Below are 16,480 nucleotides of genomic sequence, written 5' to 3'. Positions count from 1 at the left end.
GGGCGGGCCGGGTCGTCAGCGCGTGAGGGCGCCGATCCAGGCGACGGCCCCCGCGACGTCGCCGACCGTTTCCGTCGCAGGCGGCAACAGCGGACGGCGAATCATCAGTACCGGGACGCCCAGCGCGCGTGCGGCGTCGAGTTTCGCGTCGGTCTGACCGCCGCCGCTGTTCTTGGTGACGAGGACGTCGATGCGGTGCTCACGCATCAGTGCGGTCTCGTCGGCGACCGCGAACGGCCCGCGCGCGAGGAGCAGGGTCGAGTTCGGCGGCATCGCCACGTCGGGCGGATCGATCGCGCGGATCAGAAACCACAGCGCGTGCAGGTCCGCGAACGCGTCGACGCCCTGCCTGCCGATGGTGAGGAAGACCCTCGTTCCCAGATCGGGCAGCAGTGCGGCGGCGTCGGCCAGGCCTGCGGCGCCGTGCCAGTCTTCGCCCGGGCGCGGCGACCACTCGGGGCGCCGGAGAACCATCAGTGGGATGCCGCGGCGGTGCGCGGCGTCGGCGGCGTTGCTCGTGATCTGCGCCGCGAACGGGTGCGTCGCGTCCACGATCGCGTCGACGGGGTGCACGCGCAACCACTCCGCGAGTCCGTCCGCTCCCCCGAAACCGCCGATCCGCACGTCACCCACGGGCAGGCGCGGGTCACGGACCCGGCCGGCGAGGGAGGACACGGCCTCGACGCCCGGAACGTCCGCGAGTGCCGCCGCGAGCGCTCGGGCCTCCCCGGTGCCGCCGAGGATCAGGATCCGCGCCACGCTCAGTGGGTGGTGCGCTCGCGGGCGGCAGAATATAGGTAACTGTCCGGAAACCCCTCGGCAGCAAGCACTTTACCGACGATCACCACGGCGGTCTTCGTGACGCCCGCTGCCTTCACCTGATCGGCGATGGTGGCCAGGGTGCCGCGCAGCACGATCTCGTCGGGGCGCGACGCGAACGCGACGACAGCGGCGGGACAGTCGCGGCCGTAGTTCTCGGTGAGTTCCAGGACGATCTGATCGATCCGGTGCGCCCCCAGGTGCACCACCATCGTGGCGCCGCTGCGGCCGAGGGAACGCAGGTCCTCACCTTCCGGCATCGCGGTGGACAGCGTGGACACGCGGGTCAGCACGATCGACTGCGACACACCGGGAACGGTCAGTTCCCGCCCCAGCGACGCCGCCGCCGCGGTGAACGCGGGCACTCCGGGCACCACCGTGTATGCGACCCCGGCGGATTCGAGCCGGCGGACCTGTTCGGCGACGGCGCTGAAGATCGACGGGTCACCCGAATGCAGTCGGGCGACGTCCTGACCGGCGGCATCCGCCTCGATCAGCAGAGCAACGATCTCGTCGAGACTCAGACGCGCCGTGTCGATCACCCGCGCCCCCTCGGGGCATTCCGCCAGCAGTTCCTGCGGGACGAGGCTGCCCGCGTACAGGCAGACCGGGCTGGCCGCGATGATCCGCTGCGCGCGGACCGTGACCAGGTCGGCCGCACCGGGACCGGCTCCGATGAAGTACACCGTCATGCCACAACACCTTTCGACTGCTTCGTCACCGACCACTGCGCCACCGGCAGTTGCGGCCGCCACGCGGTGAACCCACCGAGCGGCTCCCCCCGATACACCTGAAATTTGCGGAGCTGCCCGCCGCAGTGCGAGAACCACTGCAGCAGCAGCGCTTCCGATTCCGCCGTCACCGCGTTGGCTACCATCCGGCCACCGACCCGGAGCCGGGACCAGCACTCGTCCAGCAGACCGTCCTGGGTGACGCCACCGCCGACGAAGATCGCGTCCGGAGCGGACAGGTCGGCGGGCACGTCCCCGAAGGCCGCGGGTGCGTCGCCGAACACCGCGAGGGACGGCACCCCGAGCGCTGCGGCGTTCGACGTGATCTGGTCGACGCGTGCCGCGCTGCGCTCGAAAGTCACTGCCCGGCAAAGAGGGTTGGTGCGCATCCATTCGATCGCGATCGTGCCCGATCCGCCTCCCACGTCCCACAGCACCTCTTCCGCCGCGGGTGCGAGGGCGCACAGCGTCAGGGCGCGGATCTCGTGTTTGGTCATCTGCCCGTCACCGGTGAACGCGGCATCCGGCAGTCCCGGCAGCCGGGTCAGCCGGAGGGCGCCGGACTCGGCGCGGCAGTCGATCGCGATCACGTTCAGCCGGGGCCCCGGCTCGTGCGACCACGCCGACGCCGTTCCGTCGAGCCTCGACTCGTCGGGCCCGCCCAGTTCGCCGAGCACGGTGAGGCGCGACGGTCCGAACCCCCGTCCCGTCAGGAGTTCGGCCACGGCCGCGGGGGTGTGCTCGTCGCGGCTCAGCACCAGCAGTCGCGTCCGATCGCCGAGTGCCGGCACGAGCGTGTCCACGGGCCGGTTCACGAGACTGACCACCGGTGTGTCGTGCGCCGCCCAGCCCAGGCGGGCGCAGGCCAGGGTGGCGGACGACGGGTGCGGGATCACCCGCACCCGGTCCGCGCCGAGAAGGTCGACGAGGGTGACACCGATGCCGTGGAACATCGGGTCTCCGCTGGCCAGCACGCAGACCCGCCGGCCGTGATGCTGCTCGAACAGGCCGGGCAGCGCCGGAACCAGCGGCGACGGCCAGGCAACCCGCACCGCCGGCGACTCCGGAATCAGCGCGAGTTGGCGCCCCGAACCCATCACGACGTCGGCGGCCTCGATCTCGCGTCGCGCGGACGGCGACAGACCGTCCCATCCGTCGGCACCGATACCGACGACGACGATCGGGTCGGTCATCGCGGCATCCGGCGCCAGATCGCCTGCGGCAGCAGTCGCATGACGAAGAACACCGGTCGCAACCGTCCCGGCACCCACACTCGGCCTGCGCCGCGGCGCAGGCCCCGCACGACCGCGTCCGCGACCTGCCCGGGCGTGCTCGACATCGGCGCGGGCGACATTCCCTCGGTCATCCGGCCGATCACGAAGCCGGATCGCACGAGCAGCAGGGACACACCACTGCCGTGGAGGGCGTCACCCAGACCTGAGGCGAACCCGTCCAGGCCGGCCTTGGCCGACCCGTAGACGTAGTTGGCGCGGCGCACCCGCACCCCCGCGACGGACGAGAACACCACTATCCGTCCCGACCGCTGCTCCCGGAGCAGGGTGGCGAGGTGGGTGAGCACAGAGACCTGCGCGACGTAGTCGGTGTGGACCACGGCGACGGCGTGCCGTGCGTCCCGCTCGGCGCGCGCCTGGTCGCCCAGAATGCCGAATGCCAGCACCGCCACCGACAGCGGACCGTGCGCGTCGACGACGGACCTCAGCAGCTTCTCGTGGCTGTCGAGGTCGTCGGCGTCGAACTCCACGCAGTCCACCGCGGACGCGCCCGCATCGAGCAGCGCCTGCCGCTCGGCGGCGAGTTCGGTGCTGCGGCGGGCGGCGAGAACGATTCTGCGGCCGGGCGCGAGCCGGGAGGCGATCTCGAGGCCGATCTCGCTGCGACCACCGAGCAGGAGTACCACCCCGTCGTCGGGCTTTCCGCTGTTCTTCTTCGATCCCAGGCTCACCCGTCCAGTGTCCTGGATTACCGTCGGGGGATGGACCGCACCCCCTCCACCCCGATCCGGCTGCCCGACGCGGCACTCGCCTTCCTCGGCGAATACCACCTCGGGACGCTCACCACGCTCCGCAAGAACGGCACCCCGCACGTCGTCGCCGTCGGGTTCACCTGGGATCAGGAGCACGGGCTGGCACGGGTCATCACCAACGGCTCCTCGCAGAAGGCCCTCAACGCCGAACGCGGAGGGTACGGCGCGGTCAGCCAGGTGGACGGACCGCGCTGGATGACCCTAGAAGGCCCCGCCCGGGTCCTCACCGACCCCGAATCCGTCGCCGACGCCGTGGCCCGCTACGCCGCGCGGTACCGCCAGCCCCGGGTGAACCCGACACGGGTGGTCGTGGAGATCGCCGTCAGCCGCGTACTCGGCTCGGCTGCGCTGCGTCACGACTGAACCGCAGCTTCCACGGGACCCGCGCCGACTCGAGCTGCACCGCGAGGCTCATCTTGGACACGCCGTCGGTGCGTTCCTCGAACCGGATCGGGACCTCGGCGATCGTCATGCCGCGTTGCACCACCCGGTAGTTCATCTCCACCTGGAATGCGTACCCGTTGCTCTGCACACCCTCGACGTCGATGGCCCGCAGCGTGTCCGCGTGCCACGCCTTGAACCCGGCGGTGGCGTCCTTGACCCGCAACCGCAGGATCGCGTTGACGTAGAAATTCGCCCACGCCGACAGCGCCTTGCGGTGCCACGGCCAGTCGCTGGCGACCGCGCCGCCCGCCACGTAGCGGGAGCCGAGCACGACGGCCGCATCCGTCGTCGTCAGCGTCTCCACCATCCGCGGGATGGCCTCGGTGGGGTGCGACAGGTCCGCGTCCATCTGGATCACGATGTCCGCGCCCTCGGACAGCGCCCGCGACATGCCGGCGACGTAGGCCCGCCCGAGGCCGTCCTTCACGGTCCGGTGCAGCACACCGACCGGGATCGGACCGCTCTGCGCGAGCGTGTCGGCGACCTCACCGGTGCCGTCCGGCGAGTTGTCGTCGACGACCAGCACGTGCAGGTTCGGGATGGCCAACGCCGCGAGAAGCTCGACGATCTTGGGCAGGTTGTCGCGTTCGTTGTAGGTCGGGACGACGACGGTTACCTTCGGGGCGACGCTTTCCATGACACCTTCGGTTGATCTGTGATCCCGACTCTCCGCGAACGTGCAGCGGCGAGTGCGGTCGTGAACAAATGGGAGATGTTACTACCCGCGCCGCACCGCCCCGCACACTCCCGCTCCCCGCGGCGCACTCAGCCCGGGAGAACCGTCAGCCCGTGCGGCCGGGTGTTGACCGGCTCACAGCCGTCCGCGGTCACGATGACGATGTCCTCGATGCGGGCACCCCACTCCCCGCGGAAGTAGATTCCCGGCTCCACGCTGAAGGCCATCCCCTCGGTCAGTTCGATCGCGTTACCCGACACGATGTACGGCTCCTCGTGCACCGACAGACCGATTCCGTGCCCGGTCCGGTGCACGAACACGTCGGCGAGCCCCTGCGCGGCCAGCAGGTCCCTGGCGGCCGCGTCGACCGCCTCGGCGGTGACGCCGGGACGCACCAGGGCGACCGCCGCCGCCTGCGCCTCCTCGAGCACCGCGAACTTCTTCGCCACACCCGGATCGGGCTCACCCATGCTGTAGGTGCGGGTGGAGTCGGAGTTGTACCCGGGTTCGACGGGTCCGCCGATGTCGATGACCACCACGTCACCCGACTCGACGACCCGCTCGGACACCTCGTGGTGCGGGTCGGCGCCGTGCGGTCCCGAGCCGACGATGACGAACGCCGCCTCGGTGTGCCCCTCGTCGAGGATCGCCGCGGTGATGTCCGCCGCCACCTCGGCCTCGGTACGGCCGACCTTCAGGAACTCCCCCATCCGGGCGTGGACCCGGTCGATGGCCTGACCGGCCCGGCGCAGCGCGTCGATCTCCGCGTCGTCCTTGACCATCCGCAGCTCCCGCAACACGTCGGTGGCCAGGACCGGCAGCGCCCCGAGCGCCTCCGACAGCGGAATAAGGTGCAGCGCCGGCATCGCATCCGTCACGGCGGTCCGCGCAGGGGACGGCAGCAGACCCGACACCAGTGCGTACGGGTCCACCCCGTCCACCCAGTCGCGGACCGTCAGACCCAGTTCGGACGTGGCGGATTCGGTGAGCGCGGCCAGTTCGAGCCGCGGCACGACCACGGACGCCGTGTCGCCGTTCGCCGGAATCACCAGGCAGGTGAGCCGTTCGAACGACTCCGCGCGCGAACCCAGCAGATACCGCAGATCCGGTCCGGGCGTGATGAGGAGGCCGTCGAGTCCGGCATCGCGGGCCAGGGCGCCTGCGCGGGCGATCCGGTCGGCATAGATGGTCGTCGGGAAACGTGAAGTCGATGCGCCGAGGGAACTCATGGCTTCAGGCTAAACCGGTTTGGCAGGATGAGGGTCATGACAGGGCCTCTGCTTCTCCTCGACGGTGCCAGCCTGTGGTTTCGCGCGTACTACGCGCTACCCGACTCGATCACCTCACCCGACGGTCGATCCGTCAACGCAGTGCGCGGATTCACCGACATGGTGGCCGCACTGATCACCAAGCACCAGCCGTCCCGGCTCGCGGTGTGCCTCGACCTGGACTGGCGGCCCGCGTTCCGCGTCGAGGCGGTACCCACCTACAAGGCGCACCGGGTCGCCGAGGACACCGGCGGGGCGGAGGAAGAGGTCCCCGACACCCTGTCGCCACAGGTCCCGATGATCCTGGATGTCCTGGCCGCCACCGGAATCGCGACGGCAGGCGCGGAAGGCCTCGAAGCCGACGACGTTCTCGGCACCCTCGCCGCCACCGAGACACGCGACCCGGTCGTCGTCGTCACCGGCGACCGCGACCTCCTGCAGGTCGTCACGGACGACCCGGTGCAGGTTCGGGTGCTGTACGTGGTGCGCGGACTCGCCAAGGCCGAGTTGCTCGGGCCCGAAGAGGTGGCAGCCAAGTACGGGGTGCCCGCCGACCGGGCCGGTGAGGCCTACGCCGAACTCGCGCTGCTGCGCGGCGACTCGTCCGACGGGCTGCCGGGCGTGAAGGGCATCGGTGAAAAGACCGCGTCCAGCCTGATCATGCAATACGGATCCCTCGACGCACTGCGGGCCGCGGCCGTCGATCCGGAATCCGACATGGCGAAGGGTGCGCGCGCGAAGTTCGCCGCCGCGGCCGACTATCTCGACGCGGCACTGCCGGTGGTGCGGGTGGTGCGCGACGCGGACGTCGAACTGTCCCGCGAAGACACGCTGCCCGCCGAACCGGTCGACGCGGACCGACTCGGCAGGCTCGCGGACGAACTCGGAATCGAGAACTCCGTGGGACGCCTCACCGCGGCGATGAAAAAGGTGGCCGCCGCACGGGTTCCGTGACGGCCGGGTGGGCCGCCTGGGAGCCGATGGGCTAGCTCGGGCGGCTCACCTCGTACGTGCCCTTGTCGTCGGTGAAGGTGAGAGTGACCTGCTTCTTCTCACCGTCCACGGTGAGGCTGCACGTGAAACTGTTGCCCTTCTTCACTTCCTGACCCGAGGGGCAGGTGACACCGGACACGTTCTCGGCGCCGTACGAATCGGTGACGATGCGCTCGACACCGTCCTCCGCCGCCTTCTGATCGAGGGTGTCCGTGCCGAACACCGTGAACGCCAGTACCAGCGCGATACCCACGATCACGAGCAGCGCCACCACACCGCCGATGATCAACGGCAGCTTCGACTTCCCCGAGGACGGCGGCTGCCCCCACTGCTGCTGACCGGGGGCCTGTCCCCACTGCTGCGGCTGACCCGGCTGCTGACCCCACTGCGGCTGCCCGGGCTGCTGAGGCTGCTGGCCCCACTGCCCCGGGCCCGGCTGTCCGAGCTGACCGGGCTGCGGCTGCTGACCCCATTGCGGCTGGCCGGGCTGCTGGGGCTGCTGACCCCACTGCGGCTGCCCGGGTTGCTGGGGCTGACCCGGTTGCTGACCCCACGGCTGGGCGGGCGGCTGCTGACCGTACTGCGGCGCGCCGTACTGCCCGCCGGTCTGGTCAGGATTACCCTGGCCCGGTTGCTGTCCCTGGGCCCATTGCCCGTTCGGGTCGTTCGGTCCGTAAGGGCCGCTCATCGTCGCCTCCCGCTCACGTGTCAAGTTTTGTACCTACCGTAACGCCCCACCATCGGATTCGGGCCTTCGGACGGCGTGCGAATCCAACCACACGGCGTCGGGTCACGCAGCATCCACGGCGACGACGCCACGGCGGATCGCTGCGACCGCACGACCTGCGGCCTTGCCGACCTCCGGATCGGGTGACGTCGACCGGACCTGTTCGAGGAGGTCGATCACCTGCCTGCACCACCGCACGAAGTCGCCGGCCGACAGTGCGCGCCCCTGGTCTCCCGCCGCGATCAGCGCCTCGACGAGCGAATTGTCGCTGGCCCAGTGGTAGATCGCGGCGGCGAAGCCGAAGTCCGGTTCACGGGTGGGCGGCAACTTGTGCCGGATCTCGTCCGCCTTCAGTTCCCGCCACACCCGCACGGTCTCGTCGAGGGCGTGCCGCAGCGCTCCCGGACCGCCGCTCTCGACGGTGTCCCCCTCGCGGCGCGATTCGAAGATCACGGCCGACGCGACGGCCGCGAGCTCCGCGGGCCCGAGTCCCTTCCACACCCCCTGCCGGAGGCACTCGGCCACCAAGAGGTCACTCTCGCAATAGATCCGGCTCAACCGGGTGCCATGCTCGGTGGCATCGGGGTGCTCACCCGCCGAGACGTAGTCGCGTTCGGCGAGCAGCGACAGGATCCGATCGAACGTGCGCGCCAACGAGTTCGTCGTGGCGGCGGCCTTCTGCCTCATCGTCTCCGTCTCGCGGGCCAGCCGGTTATAGCGCTCACCGATCCGGCTCAGCTGCTCACGGTCGGGCCAGCTGTGGCACGGATGCTGCCGGATGGCACGCCGCAGCCGCGCGATCTCGGCGTCGTCGCCGGCCGCACCCGACTTCTTCCGTTTCCGCCGGCCCGGCGCGACGATTCCGGTGCTGCGCAACGCCGATGCCAGATCGCGTCGCACCCGGGCGGTGTGGTGATCGAAGCGTCGCGGCAACCGCATCGATCCCAAAGACCGTGCCGGCTCGGGGAAGTCGCCCGCCGACACCCGGCCCGCCCACTTCGCCTCGGTGAGGATCAACGGCTTCGGGTCCGTCGGGTCCCGGTCCGGTTCGAGCACCACCGCCAGACCGGAGTGCCGTCCCACGGGGATCGCGATCACGTCGCCGCGCCGCAGAGCGACGAGCGATGCGACGGCGGCGTCCCGGCGTTCGGTCCGGCCTGCGCGTTCGAGCGACCGTTCCCGGCTGCTCAGTTCCTCCCGCAGGCGTGCGTACTCGAAGTACTCGCCGTCCTCGCCGCCGAGGCGTTCGCTGAGCGTGGTGAGCGCGGCCTCGTTGCGTTCGATGCCGCGGGTCAGGCCGACCACCGACCGGTCGGCCTGGAACTGGGCGAACGACCGCTCCAGCAGGGCCCGCGATTCCGCCGCACCCATGCGGTCGACCAGGTTGATCGTCATGTTGTAGCCGGGACGGAACGAACTGCGCAGCGGGAACGTGCGGGTGGACGCCAGCCCGGCGACGTCCACCGGTTCCACCCCGGGCTGCCACAGGACCACCGCGTGGCCCTCGATGTCGATGCCGCGACGTCCCGCCCGGCCTGTGAGCTGGGTGTACTCCCCCGGGGTGAGTTCGGCGTGGGCCTCGCCGTTGTACTTGACGAGGCGTTCGAGCACGACGGTGCGGGCGGGCATGTTGATGCCGAGCGCCAGCGTCTCGGTGGCGAATACGGCCCGGACCAGCCCCTTGACGAACAACTCCTCGACCGTCTGCCGGAACGCCGGCAACATTCCCGCGTGGTGCGCGGCGAGGCCCCGCTCCAGCGCCTTGCGCCATTCCCAGTACCCGAGGACCTCCAGATCGGCCTTCGGAAGTTCGGCGGTGTGGGCGTCGACGATGGTCCGGATCTCGGCGACCTGCTCCGGCGTCGTCAGATCGAGGCGCGATCGCAGGCACTGCGCCAGCGCGGCGTCGCACCCGGCCCGGCTGAAGATGAACGTGATCGCCGGAAGGAGCCCCTCGTCGTCGAGGCGGGAGATCACCTCCGGCCGGGGCAGCGGCCGGAAATCGCTGGAATACCCGCGGCCGCCGCCGCGGCGCCCCCTGCCCCGCGGTTCCCACGAGTCGGCCCGCTCGAGGGCCTGCCGCTGCTTGACGTGACGCACCAGATCCTGGTCGACCACCAGATCCCTGCGGGCATCCCCGCTACGCGCCCTCGTATCGAACAGGTCGAACAGCCGTTTCCCGACCATGATGTGCTGCCACAGCGGGATCGGGCGGTTCTCGTCGACCACCACTGTGGTGTCGCCGCGCACCGTCTCCATCCACGCACCGAACTCCTCGGCGTTGCTGACGGTCGCCGACAGACTGACGAGCCGGACGTCCTCCGACAGGTGCAGGATCACCTCTTCCCACACCGCCCCGCGGAACCGGTCGGCCAGGAAGTGCACCTCGTCCATGACGACGTGCGACAACCCGCGCAGCGCCGCGGAATCGGCGTACAGCATGTTCCGCAGCACCTCGGTGGTCATCACCACCACCGGGGCGCCCGAGTTGATACTCGAGTCTCCGGTCAGCAGCCCGACGGTGTCCTTGCCGTACCGCCGCACCAGTTCCGCGTACTTCTGATTGCTCAGCGCCTTGATCGGTGTGGTGTAGAAGCACTTGCGACCGGCCGCCAGCGCCAGGTGCACGGCGAATTCGCCGACCACCGTCTTGCCCGCGCCGGTCGGGGCGCAGACGAGGACGCCGTGGCCACCCTCGAGCGCGCGGCAGGCGTTGATCTGGAAGGGGTCGAGCACGAAGCCGAGCTGCGCCGAGAACACATCGAGTTCGGTGCCGCCGGTCGTGTCACCTGTTGTCACTGCCACCCCGTCAGATTGTCACAGGGTGTCGGAGAAGTCCTGACCCGGTGTGTTGCTGCCGGTCGTGCTCGCGTCGTCGTTCTTGTTCGCGGCACCGGACTTCCCGGACTTGCGGGAACGCCGGAACCGGCCCGCAGGCTCGGGGACCGCGGTGGCGGCCACGTCGAACGACTCGTTCAGGTCCGACGGCGCCGCGATCGTCGACGCCTCGTCGTCGTCGAGGGCACCCCACTCCTGCTCCGTGCGACGAGCCTTGCGGCGGTCGTTGACGCGGGCGATCTGCACGGCGATCTCGAACAGCAGCGTCAACGCGAACGCGAGCGCGAGCATCGAGAACGGGTCCTGCCCCGGTGTGGCGATCGCGGCGAACACGAACAGGGCGAAGATCAGGCCGCGGCGCCACGCCTTGAGCTTCGCGTAGGGCAGGATGCCGACGAAGTTCAGGGCGACGATGAGCAGTGGGATCTCGAAGCTGACACCGAAGATGATCAGCAGGTTGATGATGAACCCGAAGTATTCCGCGCCGCCGAGTGCGGTGATCTGGACGTTGTCGCCGATCGTCAGCAGGAAGTGCAGGGCCTTGGCGACGACCACGTACGCCAGGACGGCGCCGGCCATGAACAGCGCCGCGCCGGACACCACGAATCCGATCGCGTAGCGGCGTTCCTTCGCGTACAGGCCGGGGGTGATGAACGCCCACAGCTGATACAGCCAGATGGGGCAGGCGAGGACGACGCCCGCCGTGAGCGCGACCTTGAAGCGGAGCATGAACTGCTCGAACGGTCCGGTCGCGAGGAGGCGGCACGACCCGTCGTTGCTCAGGTCGGCGCGGCTCGACTCCGGCAGCGAACAGTACGGCCCGCGCAGGAGCTCGCCGAGACTCTCGATGCCGAAGATCTCGTGGGAGTACCAGAAGAAGCCCACCGCGGTGGTGACCACGATGGCCAGCACCGACAGGAGCAGTCGCGTGCGCAGCTCGTAGAGGTGGTCGACCAACGACATCGTGCCGTCGGGGTTGGTCCTCCGCTTGCTGTGGCGCGGATCGAACGGAATTCGCACTGTTGTTCGCCCTAGTCTTGGTCAGCAGTCAACCGGGGTGAAGAGTCACCCCGGTTGTCAGGCGGCTCGGGCTACGCCGACTTGGGCTCGGTGTGCTGCGGGTGCGGCTGCGGCTGCACCGGCGCCGGAGGGGTGACCGGTGCGGTGGTGGTGTCCGCCACGGGCAGCTCGGCGGGCGCACTCTGCTGCGCGGTGGGCGCAGGCGTGCTGTTGTCGTTCTGCATCTCCTTGACCTCGCTCTTGAAGATGCGGAGCGAACGGCCGAGTCCACGAGCCGCGTCGGGCAGCTTCTTGGAACCGAACAGGATGACGACGACCAGCGCGACGATGGCCCAGTGCCAGGGGCTCATGGCTCCCATGATGAAACCTCCAAAAGATCAGGTGACCCCGATGCTACCGGACATACACGGCACCAGCCCGGTCGAAACCGGCTAGCTGCGCTGCCGTTTCCCTGCAGGTTTCCTGGGTCCCCGCTGTGAGCGCAGATCGGCCAGCAGAGCGCCCCCGGACCACTGCCGGTTCCCGCCCGCCTCGGCCTCGCGGATCAGTGCGACCAGCCTCGCGTTCACCGGCGCGGCCGTCCCCGACGCCTCGGCCAGGCGCACGATCTCCCCACTGATCCAGTCCACTTCGGTGCGCCTGCCCGCCTCGAGGTCGTCCCACATCGACGACCGCGCGTGCGGGTCGATGGCCAGCATCCGGCTGCCCGCCACCCGGAACACCCCGTCCGGGACGGTCAGCAACCGGGGAATCCACCGCGGCGGCAGCGGTGTGAGCTTGGCGACAGCGATACCGCGGGCGGTCAGGAGTGCGAGGGCTTCGCGCTGTGCCAGCGCGAGGGCGCGGCGGAACGGCCGCCGCGACAACTCCTCCCGGAGCGGCAGACCGGACAGCGCGTTGACCGGGTTATTCAGGTTGAGCAGCAGCTTCGCCCACTGCACCGAACGGAAGTCGTCGTGGGCATGCAGCGGCAGCCCGGCGTCGTCGAACGCCGGCGCGAATGCGGGCACCGCCGGATGCTGCTCGATTTCGAGGTCGCCCTCGGAACCCTGGTGAAAGTGGCCGTCGCCGCGGTGCACCACGTTGAACGGCACCATCGCCGCGAGAACGACGTGACCCGGAAGTGCGGCACGCAGGGTGTCCGCGTTACCCAGCCCGTTCTGGGCGCTGACCACGACGGTGCCGGGGCCGATCGCCGACGCCAGCGTGGCACCCACCTCCGGTGTGCCCGCCGACTTCACCGAGACGACCACGAGATCGGCGGTGGCCGCCGACTCGGGACCGGTGTCGAAGGCGATGTCGGAGGCAGCGACCCGGATGTCCGATCCGTGCAGGTCCGTCAACCGCAACCCGTGGTCGCGGATCTCGGCCCCGACCCGCTCCCGGCCGATCAGCGTCACCTCGGCGCCGGCCGCGGCGAGCCGGCCCCCGAGATAGCACCCGATGCTGCCCGCGCCGAACACACTGATCCGCAGCGGACGCGTGGCGCCGCTCATGCCTCGACGGCCTCGTACGCGGACAGCGCGTCCACGGCCCGGTGGCGCACCTCGTCGACCAGTTCGGGCGGTTCGAGCACCCTGATTCCGGATCCGAACCCGAGCACGAGCCGGGCCATCCACTCCAGCGCCCCGTAACTCATGGTCGCCTCGACCGACCCGTCGGCGGCGACCGTCGCGACGTCCATCGGGTAGTAGTCGAGCACCCACACGCAGTCGGCGCCGATGTGCAACCGTGCCTGAGGAAGGGACGCGTCCCCGCTGAACAACTCCAGGTTGGAGTCCCGTACGAGTGCCTGCGCCGGCGGGGTGGACGGCTCGTCCAGTTCGGTGGCGGCGTCGATCCGGTCGAGGCGGAACAGCCGGACCCCCTCGGCCTGTCGGCACCAGGCCTGCAGATAACTGTGATTGTCGACCAGCACGATCCGCACCGGGTCCACGGTGCGCTCGGTGACCCGGTCCCGGGACGCCGAGTAGTACGTCAGGTTGAGAGCCCGGCGACGATGGAGCGCGGATCGCACCGTGGCGGCGATCGGATCCTCCGCCACGTCCTCCACCGCACCCCGCTCGGACGCCGGCGTCACCGCCGCACGGGCCGCGGCCGTGCCCGCGGCGTCCTCGATCTTGGCGATCGCACTGTGCGCCGCGGACGGGTCGACCATCCCCGGCATCTCCACCAGCGAACGCAGGGCAATCAGCAGGGCGGTCGCCTCGGTGGATGTCAACCGCAGCGGACGGTCGATGCCCGCCGAGAACGTCACCTCGATGCTCTCCTCGGAGAACGACAGGTCGATGAGGTCGCCGGGACCGTATCCGGGCAGTCCGCACACCCACAGCTGATTGAGGTCGGACATCAGCTGGGTGGTGGTGACGCCCAGTTCGGCGGCGGCCTCGGCGGCGCTCATTCCGGGGTTCGCGATGAAATACGGCACCAGGTTGAGGAGCCGGGACAGCCGTGACGACAGCCTGTTGCTCACGACGTCCCCTCTTCCCCTGCGGCGTCCTTCAGCTTGGTCAGCACCTCGTGTCGTAATTCGGGCGGATCGAGGACGAGGGCGTCCGCCCCGTGCCCCGCGACCAGCCGCGCGATCCAGTCCCGGGAACGGACGGGGATCCGGAGCACGCTGCCGCTGCGCTCGTTCACCCGCTTCTCCTCCGCGGTGGTCGCCAGTCGGCGCAGTTCCTGAGCTCGGCCCGCCGCCACCCACACGGTGGCGGTGCCGGTGACCTCGCCCGAACCGGTGACTCGGTCGACGATGTCCCGGAGGTCGACACCAGCCGGTTTGTGGACGACCCCCGACGGTCCGAACTCCGTCACGTCGTCGCCGATCCGCGACAGCCGGAACGTCCGGACGGCGCCCCGGTCGACGTCGTGACCGACGAGATACCACCGGCCGTGGGCGGTGACGACACCCCACGGTTCCACGGTGCGTTCGGTGTACGGCTCGTTGAGAGCACCACGGTGCGGGAAGTGCACGGCCCGGCCGGCGTCGACCGCCGCCAGCAGCTTGCCGAGCGCCGGTTCGGAGCCGCGGGTGCGGGCGGGCACGGCCGTGATCGGGGTGGCCGCCGAATCCGGATCCACCTGCACACCCGCCGCGCGCAGCTTGAGCAGCGCCCCCTGCGCCGCGGACGTCAGCTCCGGCGACTCCCACAACTGGACCGCCACCGCGACCGCCGCCGACTCCTCCTGGTTGAGGTCGATGTCGGGAAGCTCGTACGCATTGCGGTTGATCCGGTAGCCCTCGACCGTCGAGAACCGCGACGCCTGCCCGGTCTCGAGCGGAACACCGAGATCCCGCAACTCGTTCTTGTCGCGTTCGAACATCCGGCTGAACGCCTCGTCGCTGGCGGAGTCGGCGTACCCGGCAACGCTCTCGCGAATCTTCTCGGCGGTGAGGAACTGTCTGGTGGACAGCAAACAGATCACCAGGTTCATCAAGCGCTCGATCTTGGAAGTCGGCACGCCCGGAAGCCTAGTGGGTGAGCCCGAGACGGACTCCCCGAGCGCCGCTACATCGAGGCAATCAGCCGCTCCACCCGCTCGTCGACCGACCGGAACGGGTCCTTGCACAGCACGGTCCGCTGGGCCTGATCGTTGAGCTTGAGATGCACCCAGTCGACCGTGAAGTCGCGTCCGGCCTCCTGCGCGGCGGTGATGAACTCGCCGCGCAGCTTCGCCCGGGTGGTCTGCGGCGGGGTGTCCACTGCAGCCTCGATCGTCTCGTCCTCGGTGATCCGCTTCACCAGACCCTTGCGCTGCAGCACGTCGAACACGCCGCGACCGCGCTTGATGTCGTGGTACGCCAGATCGAGTTGCGCGATCTTCGGATCGGCCAGTTCGAAGCCGTGCCGGTCCTGATAGCGCTGGAACAGCTTGCGCTTGATCACCCAGTCGATCTCCGTGTCGACCTTCGCGAAGTCCTGTGTCTCGACGGCGTCGAGCATGCGGCCCCACAACTCGACCACCTGCGTGACCTGCGGATCGGGGTCGCGGTTCTGCAGGTGTTCGACGGCGCGGGCGTGGTACTCCCGCTGGATGTCGAGGGCACTGGCCTGCCTGCCGCCTGCGAGCCGCACCGGACGGCGCCCGGTGACGTCGTGGCTGACCTCGCGGATGGCGCGGATCGGGTTGTCGAGCGCGAAGTCGCGGAACGACACCCCGGCCTCGATCATCTCGAGCACGAGCGCCGCCGTGCCAACCTTCAGCATCGTGGTGGACTCGGACATGTTCGAGTCACCGACGATCACGTGCAGGCGGCGGTACTTCTCCGCGTCGGCGTGCGGCTCGTCACGGGTGTTGATGATGGGCCGCGACCGCGTGGTCGCCGAGGACACACCCTCCCAGATGTGCTCGGCGCGCTGCGACAGGCAGAACGTGGCCGCCTTCGGCGTCTGCAGCACCTTGCCCGCGCCGCAGATCAGCTGCCGCGTCACCAGGAACGGGAGCAACACGTCCGAGATCCGCGAGAATTCGCCGGCCCGGGCCACGAGGAAGTTCTCGTGACAGCCGTACGAATTGCCCGCCGAGTCCGTGTTGTTCTTGAACAGATAGATGTCGCCGCCGATGCCTTCCTCGGCGAGCCGCTGCTCGGCGTCGATCAGCAACTCCTCGAGCACGCGCTCACCCGCCCGGTCGTGGTTGACCAACTGGATGAGGTTGTCGCACTCGGCTGTCGCGTATTCGGGGTGCGAGCCGACGTCCAGATACAGGCGGGCACCGTTCCGGAGGAACACGTTGGAGCTCCGGCCCCACGACACCACCCGCCGGAACAGGTAGCGCGCAACCTCGTCCGGGCTCAGTCGCCTGTGACCATGGAAGGTGCAGGTCACACCGAACTCTGTCTCAATTCCCATGATTCGTCGCTGCACACCTCGAGAGTACAACGCCGATCACCCGGCGGAGCGGGAAAACCGTGCGGCG

General features: G+C 69.7%; 16 protein-coding genes. 2 read left to right on the top strand and 14 right to left on the bottom strand.

The window, feature by feature from the left end:
* Window positions 1–15: 15 nt before the first annotated feature.
* The 4 genes from JWS13_RS42085 to JWS13_RS42070 are packed head-to-tail and all read right to left on the bottom strand — an operon-like array spanning window position 16 to window position 3,513.
* Window positions 16–759, bottom strand: a complete 744-nt coding sequence (locus JWS13_RS42085; RefSeq protein ID WP_206011001.1) for a cobalt-precorrin-6A reductase — start codon at window positions 757–759, stop codon at window positions 16–18.
* 2 nt (window positions 760–761) lie between these two features.
* Window positions 762–1,511, bottom strand: a complete 750-nt coding sequence (gene cobM / locus JWS13_RS42080; RefSeq protein WP_087556965.1) for a precorrin-4 C(11)-methyltransferase — start codon at window positions 1,509–1,511, stop codon at window positions 762–764.
* Complete coding sequence (cbiE, locus tag JWS13_RS42075; RefSeq protein ID WP_206011000.1) at window positions 1,508–2,743, bottom strand: precorrin-6y C5,15-methyltransferase (decarboxylating) subunit CbiE; 1,236 nt, start codon at window positions 2,741–2,743, stop codon at window positions 1,508–1,510. The genes cobM and cbiE overlap by 4 nt, the downstream gene beginning before the upstream one ends.
* Window positions 2,740–3,513 carry a decaprenylphospho-beta-D-erythro-pentofuranosid-2-ulose 2-reductase gene (locus JWS13_RS42070; protein WP_206010999.1) on the bottom strand — a complete coding sequence of 258 codons (774 nt, stop codon included), beginning with the start codon at window positions 3,511–3,513 and terminating at the stop codon, window positions 2,740–2,742. Before JWS13_RS42070 ends, cbiE begins: the two co-directional genes overlap by 4 nt.
* 30 nt (window positions 3,514–3,543) lie before the next feature.
* On the opposite strand from JWS13_RS42070, the gene JWS13_RS42065 reads away from it, so the two are divergent.
* Complete coding sequence (locus tag JWS13_RS42065) at window positions 3,544–3,957, top strand: TIGR03618 family F420-dependent PPOX class oxidoreductase (RefSeq protein WP_012687822.1); 414 nt, start codon at window positions 3,544–3,546, stop codon at window positions 3,955–3,957.
* On the opposite strand, the gene JWS13_RS42060 is transcribed toward JWS13_RS42065, so the two are convergent.
* The gene (locus JWS13_RS42060; protein ID WP_206010998.1) at window positions 3,917–4,675 is read right to left on the bottom strand and encodes a polyprenol monophosphomannose synthase; all 759 of its coding nucleotides are present in this window, start codon (window positions 4,673–4,675) and stop codon (window positions 3,917–3,919) included. The genes JWS13_RS42065 and JWS13_RS42060 overlap by 41 nt on opposite strands.
* A 128-nt stretch (window positions 4,676–4,803) precedes the next feature.
* Entirely contained in the window at window positions 4,804–5,943 is a 1,140-nt protein-coding gene (locus JWS13_RS42055; RefSeq protein ID WP_206010997.1) for a M24 family metallopeptidase, read from the bottom strand.
* Window positions 5,944–5,979: 36 nt separating this feature from the next.
* Here JWS13_RS42055 and JWS13_RS42050 point away from each other — a divergent pair, with 36 nt between their 5' ends.
* Window positions 5,980–6,936: a 5'-3' exonuclease gene (locus JWS13_RS42050; RefSeq protein WP_206010996.1), complete on the top strand. Its 957-nt coding sequence runs from the start codon at window positions 5,980–5,982 to the stop codon at window positions 6,934–6,936.
* A 31-nt stretch (window positions 6,937–6,967) separates the two neighbouring features.
* On the opposite strand, the gene JWS13_RS42045 is transcribed toward JWS13_RS42050, so the two are convergent.
* The 8 genes from JWS13_RS42045 to pafA all read right to left on the bottom strand — a co-directional run bounded on the left by JWS13_RS42045 (window position 6,968) and on the right by pafA (window position 16,428).
* Complete coding sequence (locus JWS13_RS42045) at window positions 6,968–7,663, bottom strand: DUF4333 domain-containing protein (RefSeq protein WP_206010995.1); 696 nt, start codon at window positions 7,661–7,663, stop codon at window positions 6,968–6,970.
* 102 nt (window positions 7,664–7,765) lie between these two features.
* The gene (locus tag JWS13_RS42040) at window positions 7,766–10,501 is read right to left on the bottom strand and encodes a DEAD/DEAH box helicase (RefSeq protein ID WP_206011922.1); all 2,736 of its coding nucleotides are present in this window, start codon (window positions 10,499–10,501) and stop codon (window positions 7,766–7,768) included.
* Between the two features lie 18 nt (window positions 10,502–10,519).
* Window positions 10,520–11,560: a twin-arginine translocase subunit TatC gene (gene tatC / locus JWS13_RS42035; RefSeq protein WP_206010994.1), complete on the bottom strand. Its 1,041-nt coding sequence runs from the start codon at window positions 11,558–11,560 to the stop codon at window positions 10,520–10,522.
* 71 nt (window positions 11,561–11,631) lie between these two features.
* Window positions 11,632–11,919, bottom strand: coding sequence for a Sec-independent protein translocase subunit TatA (tatA, locus tag JWS13_RS42030; RefSeq protein WP_206010993.1), 288 nt, complete (start codon window positions 11,917–11,919; stop codon window positions 11,632–11,634).
* A gap of 72 nt (window positions 11,920–11,991) precedes the next feature.
* Window positions 11,992–13,056, bottom strand: a complete 1,065-nt coding sequence (locus JWS13_RS42025; protein ID WP_206010992.1) for a 2-dehydropantoate 2-reductase — start codon at window positions 13,054–13,056, stop codon at window positions 11,992–11,994.
* On the bottom strand, window positions 13,053–14,033 hold the full coding sequence (locus JWS13_RS42020; RefSeq protein WP_206010991.1) for a helix-turn-helix transcriptional regulator: 981 nt from the start codon (window positions 14,031–14,033) through the stop codon (window positions 13,053–13,055). Before JWS13_RS42020 ends, JWS13_RS42025 begins: the two co-directional genes overlap by 4 nt.
* A complete protein-coding gene (locus JWS13_RS42015; RefSeq protein ID WP_206010990.1) occupies window positions 14,030–15,022 on the bottom strand; it encodes a helix-turn-helix transcriptional regulator in 993 nt (330 codons plus the stop codon). Before JWS13_RS42015 ends, JWS13_RS42020 begins: the two co-directional genes overlap by 4 nt.
* A 47-nt stretch (window positions 15,023–15,069) precedes the next feature.
* Window positions 15,070–16,428, bottom strand: a complete 1,359-nt coding sequence (pafA, locus tag JWS13_RS42010; RefSeq protein WP_201453095.1) for a Pup--protein ligase — start codon at window positions 16,426–16,428, stop codon at window positions 15,070–15,072.
* Between the last annotated feature and the right edge of the window lie 52 nt (window positions 16,429–16,480).

Origin of the sequence: Rhodococcus pseudokoreensis, assembly GCF_017068395.1 — a bacterium.
GTDB classification, from domain to species: domain Bacteria; phylum Actinomycetota; class Actinomycetes; order Mycobacteriales; family Mycobacteriaceae; genus Rhodococcus_F; species Rhodococcus_F pseudokoreensis.
This window is presented reverse-complemented; position numbering and strand designations above follow the sequence as displayed.

Bases quoted from the DNA above. Each gene is read 5' to 3' on its own strand.
- JWS13_RS42050 (WP_206010996.1), top strand. From the start codon at position 5,980: ATGACAGGGCCTCTGCTTCTCCTCGACGGTGCCAGCCTGTGGTTTCGC.
- tatA (WP_206010993.1), bottom strand. From the start codon at position 11,919: ATGGGAGCCATGAGCCCCTGGCACTGGGCCATCGTCGCGCTGGTCGTC.
- JWS13_RS42060 (WP_206010998.1), bottom strand. From the start codon at position 4,675: ATGGAAAGCGTCGCCCCGAAGGTAACCGTCGTCGTCCCGACCTACAAC.
- JWS13_RS42025 (WP_206010992.1), bottom strand. From the start codon at position 13,056: ATGAGCGGCGCCACGCGTCCGCTGCGGATCAGTGTGTTCGGCGCGGGC.
- JWS13_RS42065 (WP_012687822.1), top strand. From the start codon at position 3,544: ATGGACCGCACCCCCTCCACCCCGATCCGGCTGCCCGACGCGGCACTC.
- JWS13_RS42045 (WP_206010995.1), bottom strand. From the start codon at position 7,663: ATGAGCGGCCCTTACGGACCGAACGACCCGAACGGGCAATGGGCCCAG.
- cbiE (WP_206011000.1), bottom strand. From the start codon at position 2,743: ATGACCGACCCGATCGTCGTCGTCGGTATCGGTGCCGACGGATGGGAC.
- cobM (WP_087556965.1), bottom strand. From the start codon at position 1,511: ATGACGGTGTACTTCATCGGAGCCGGTCCCGGTGCGGCCGACCTGGTC.
- JWS13_RS42055 (WP_206010997.1), bottom strand. From the start codon at position 5,943: ATGAGTTCCCTCGGCGCATCGACTTCACGTTTCCCGACGACCATCTAT.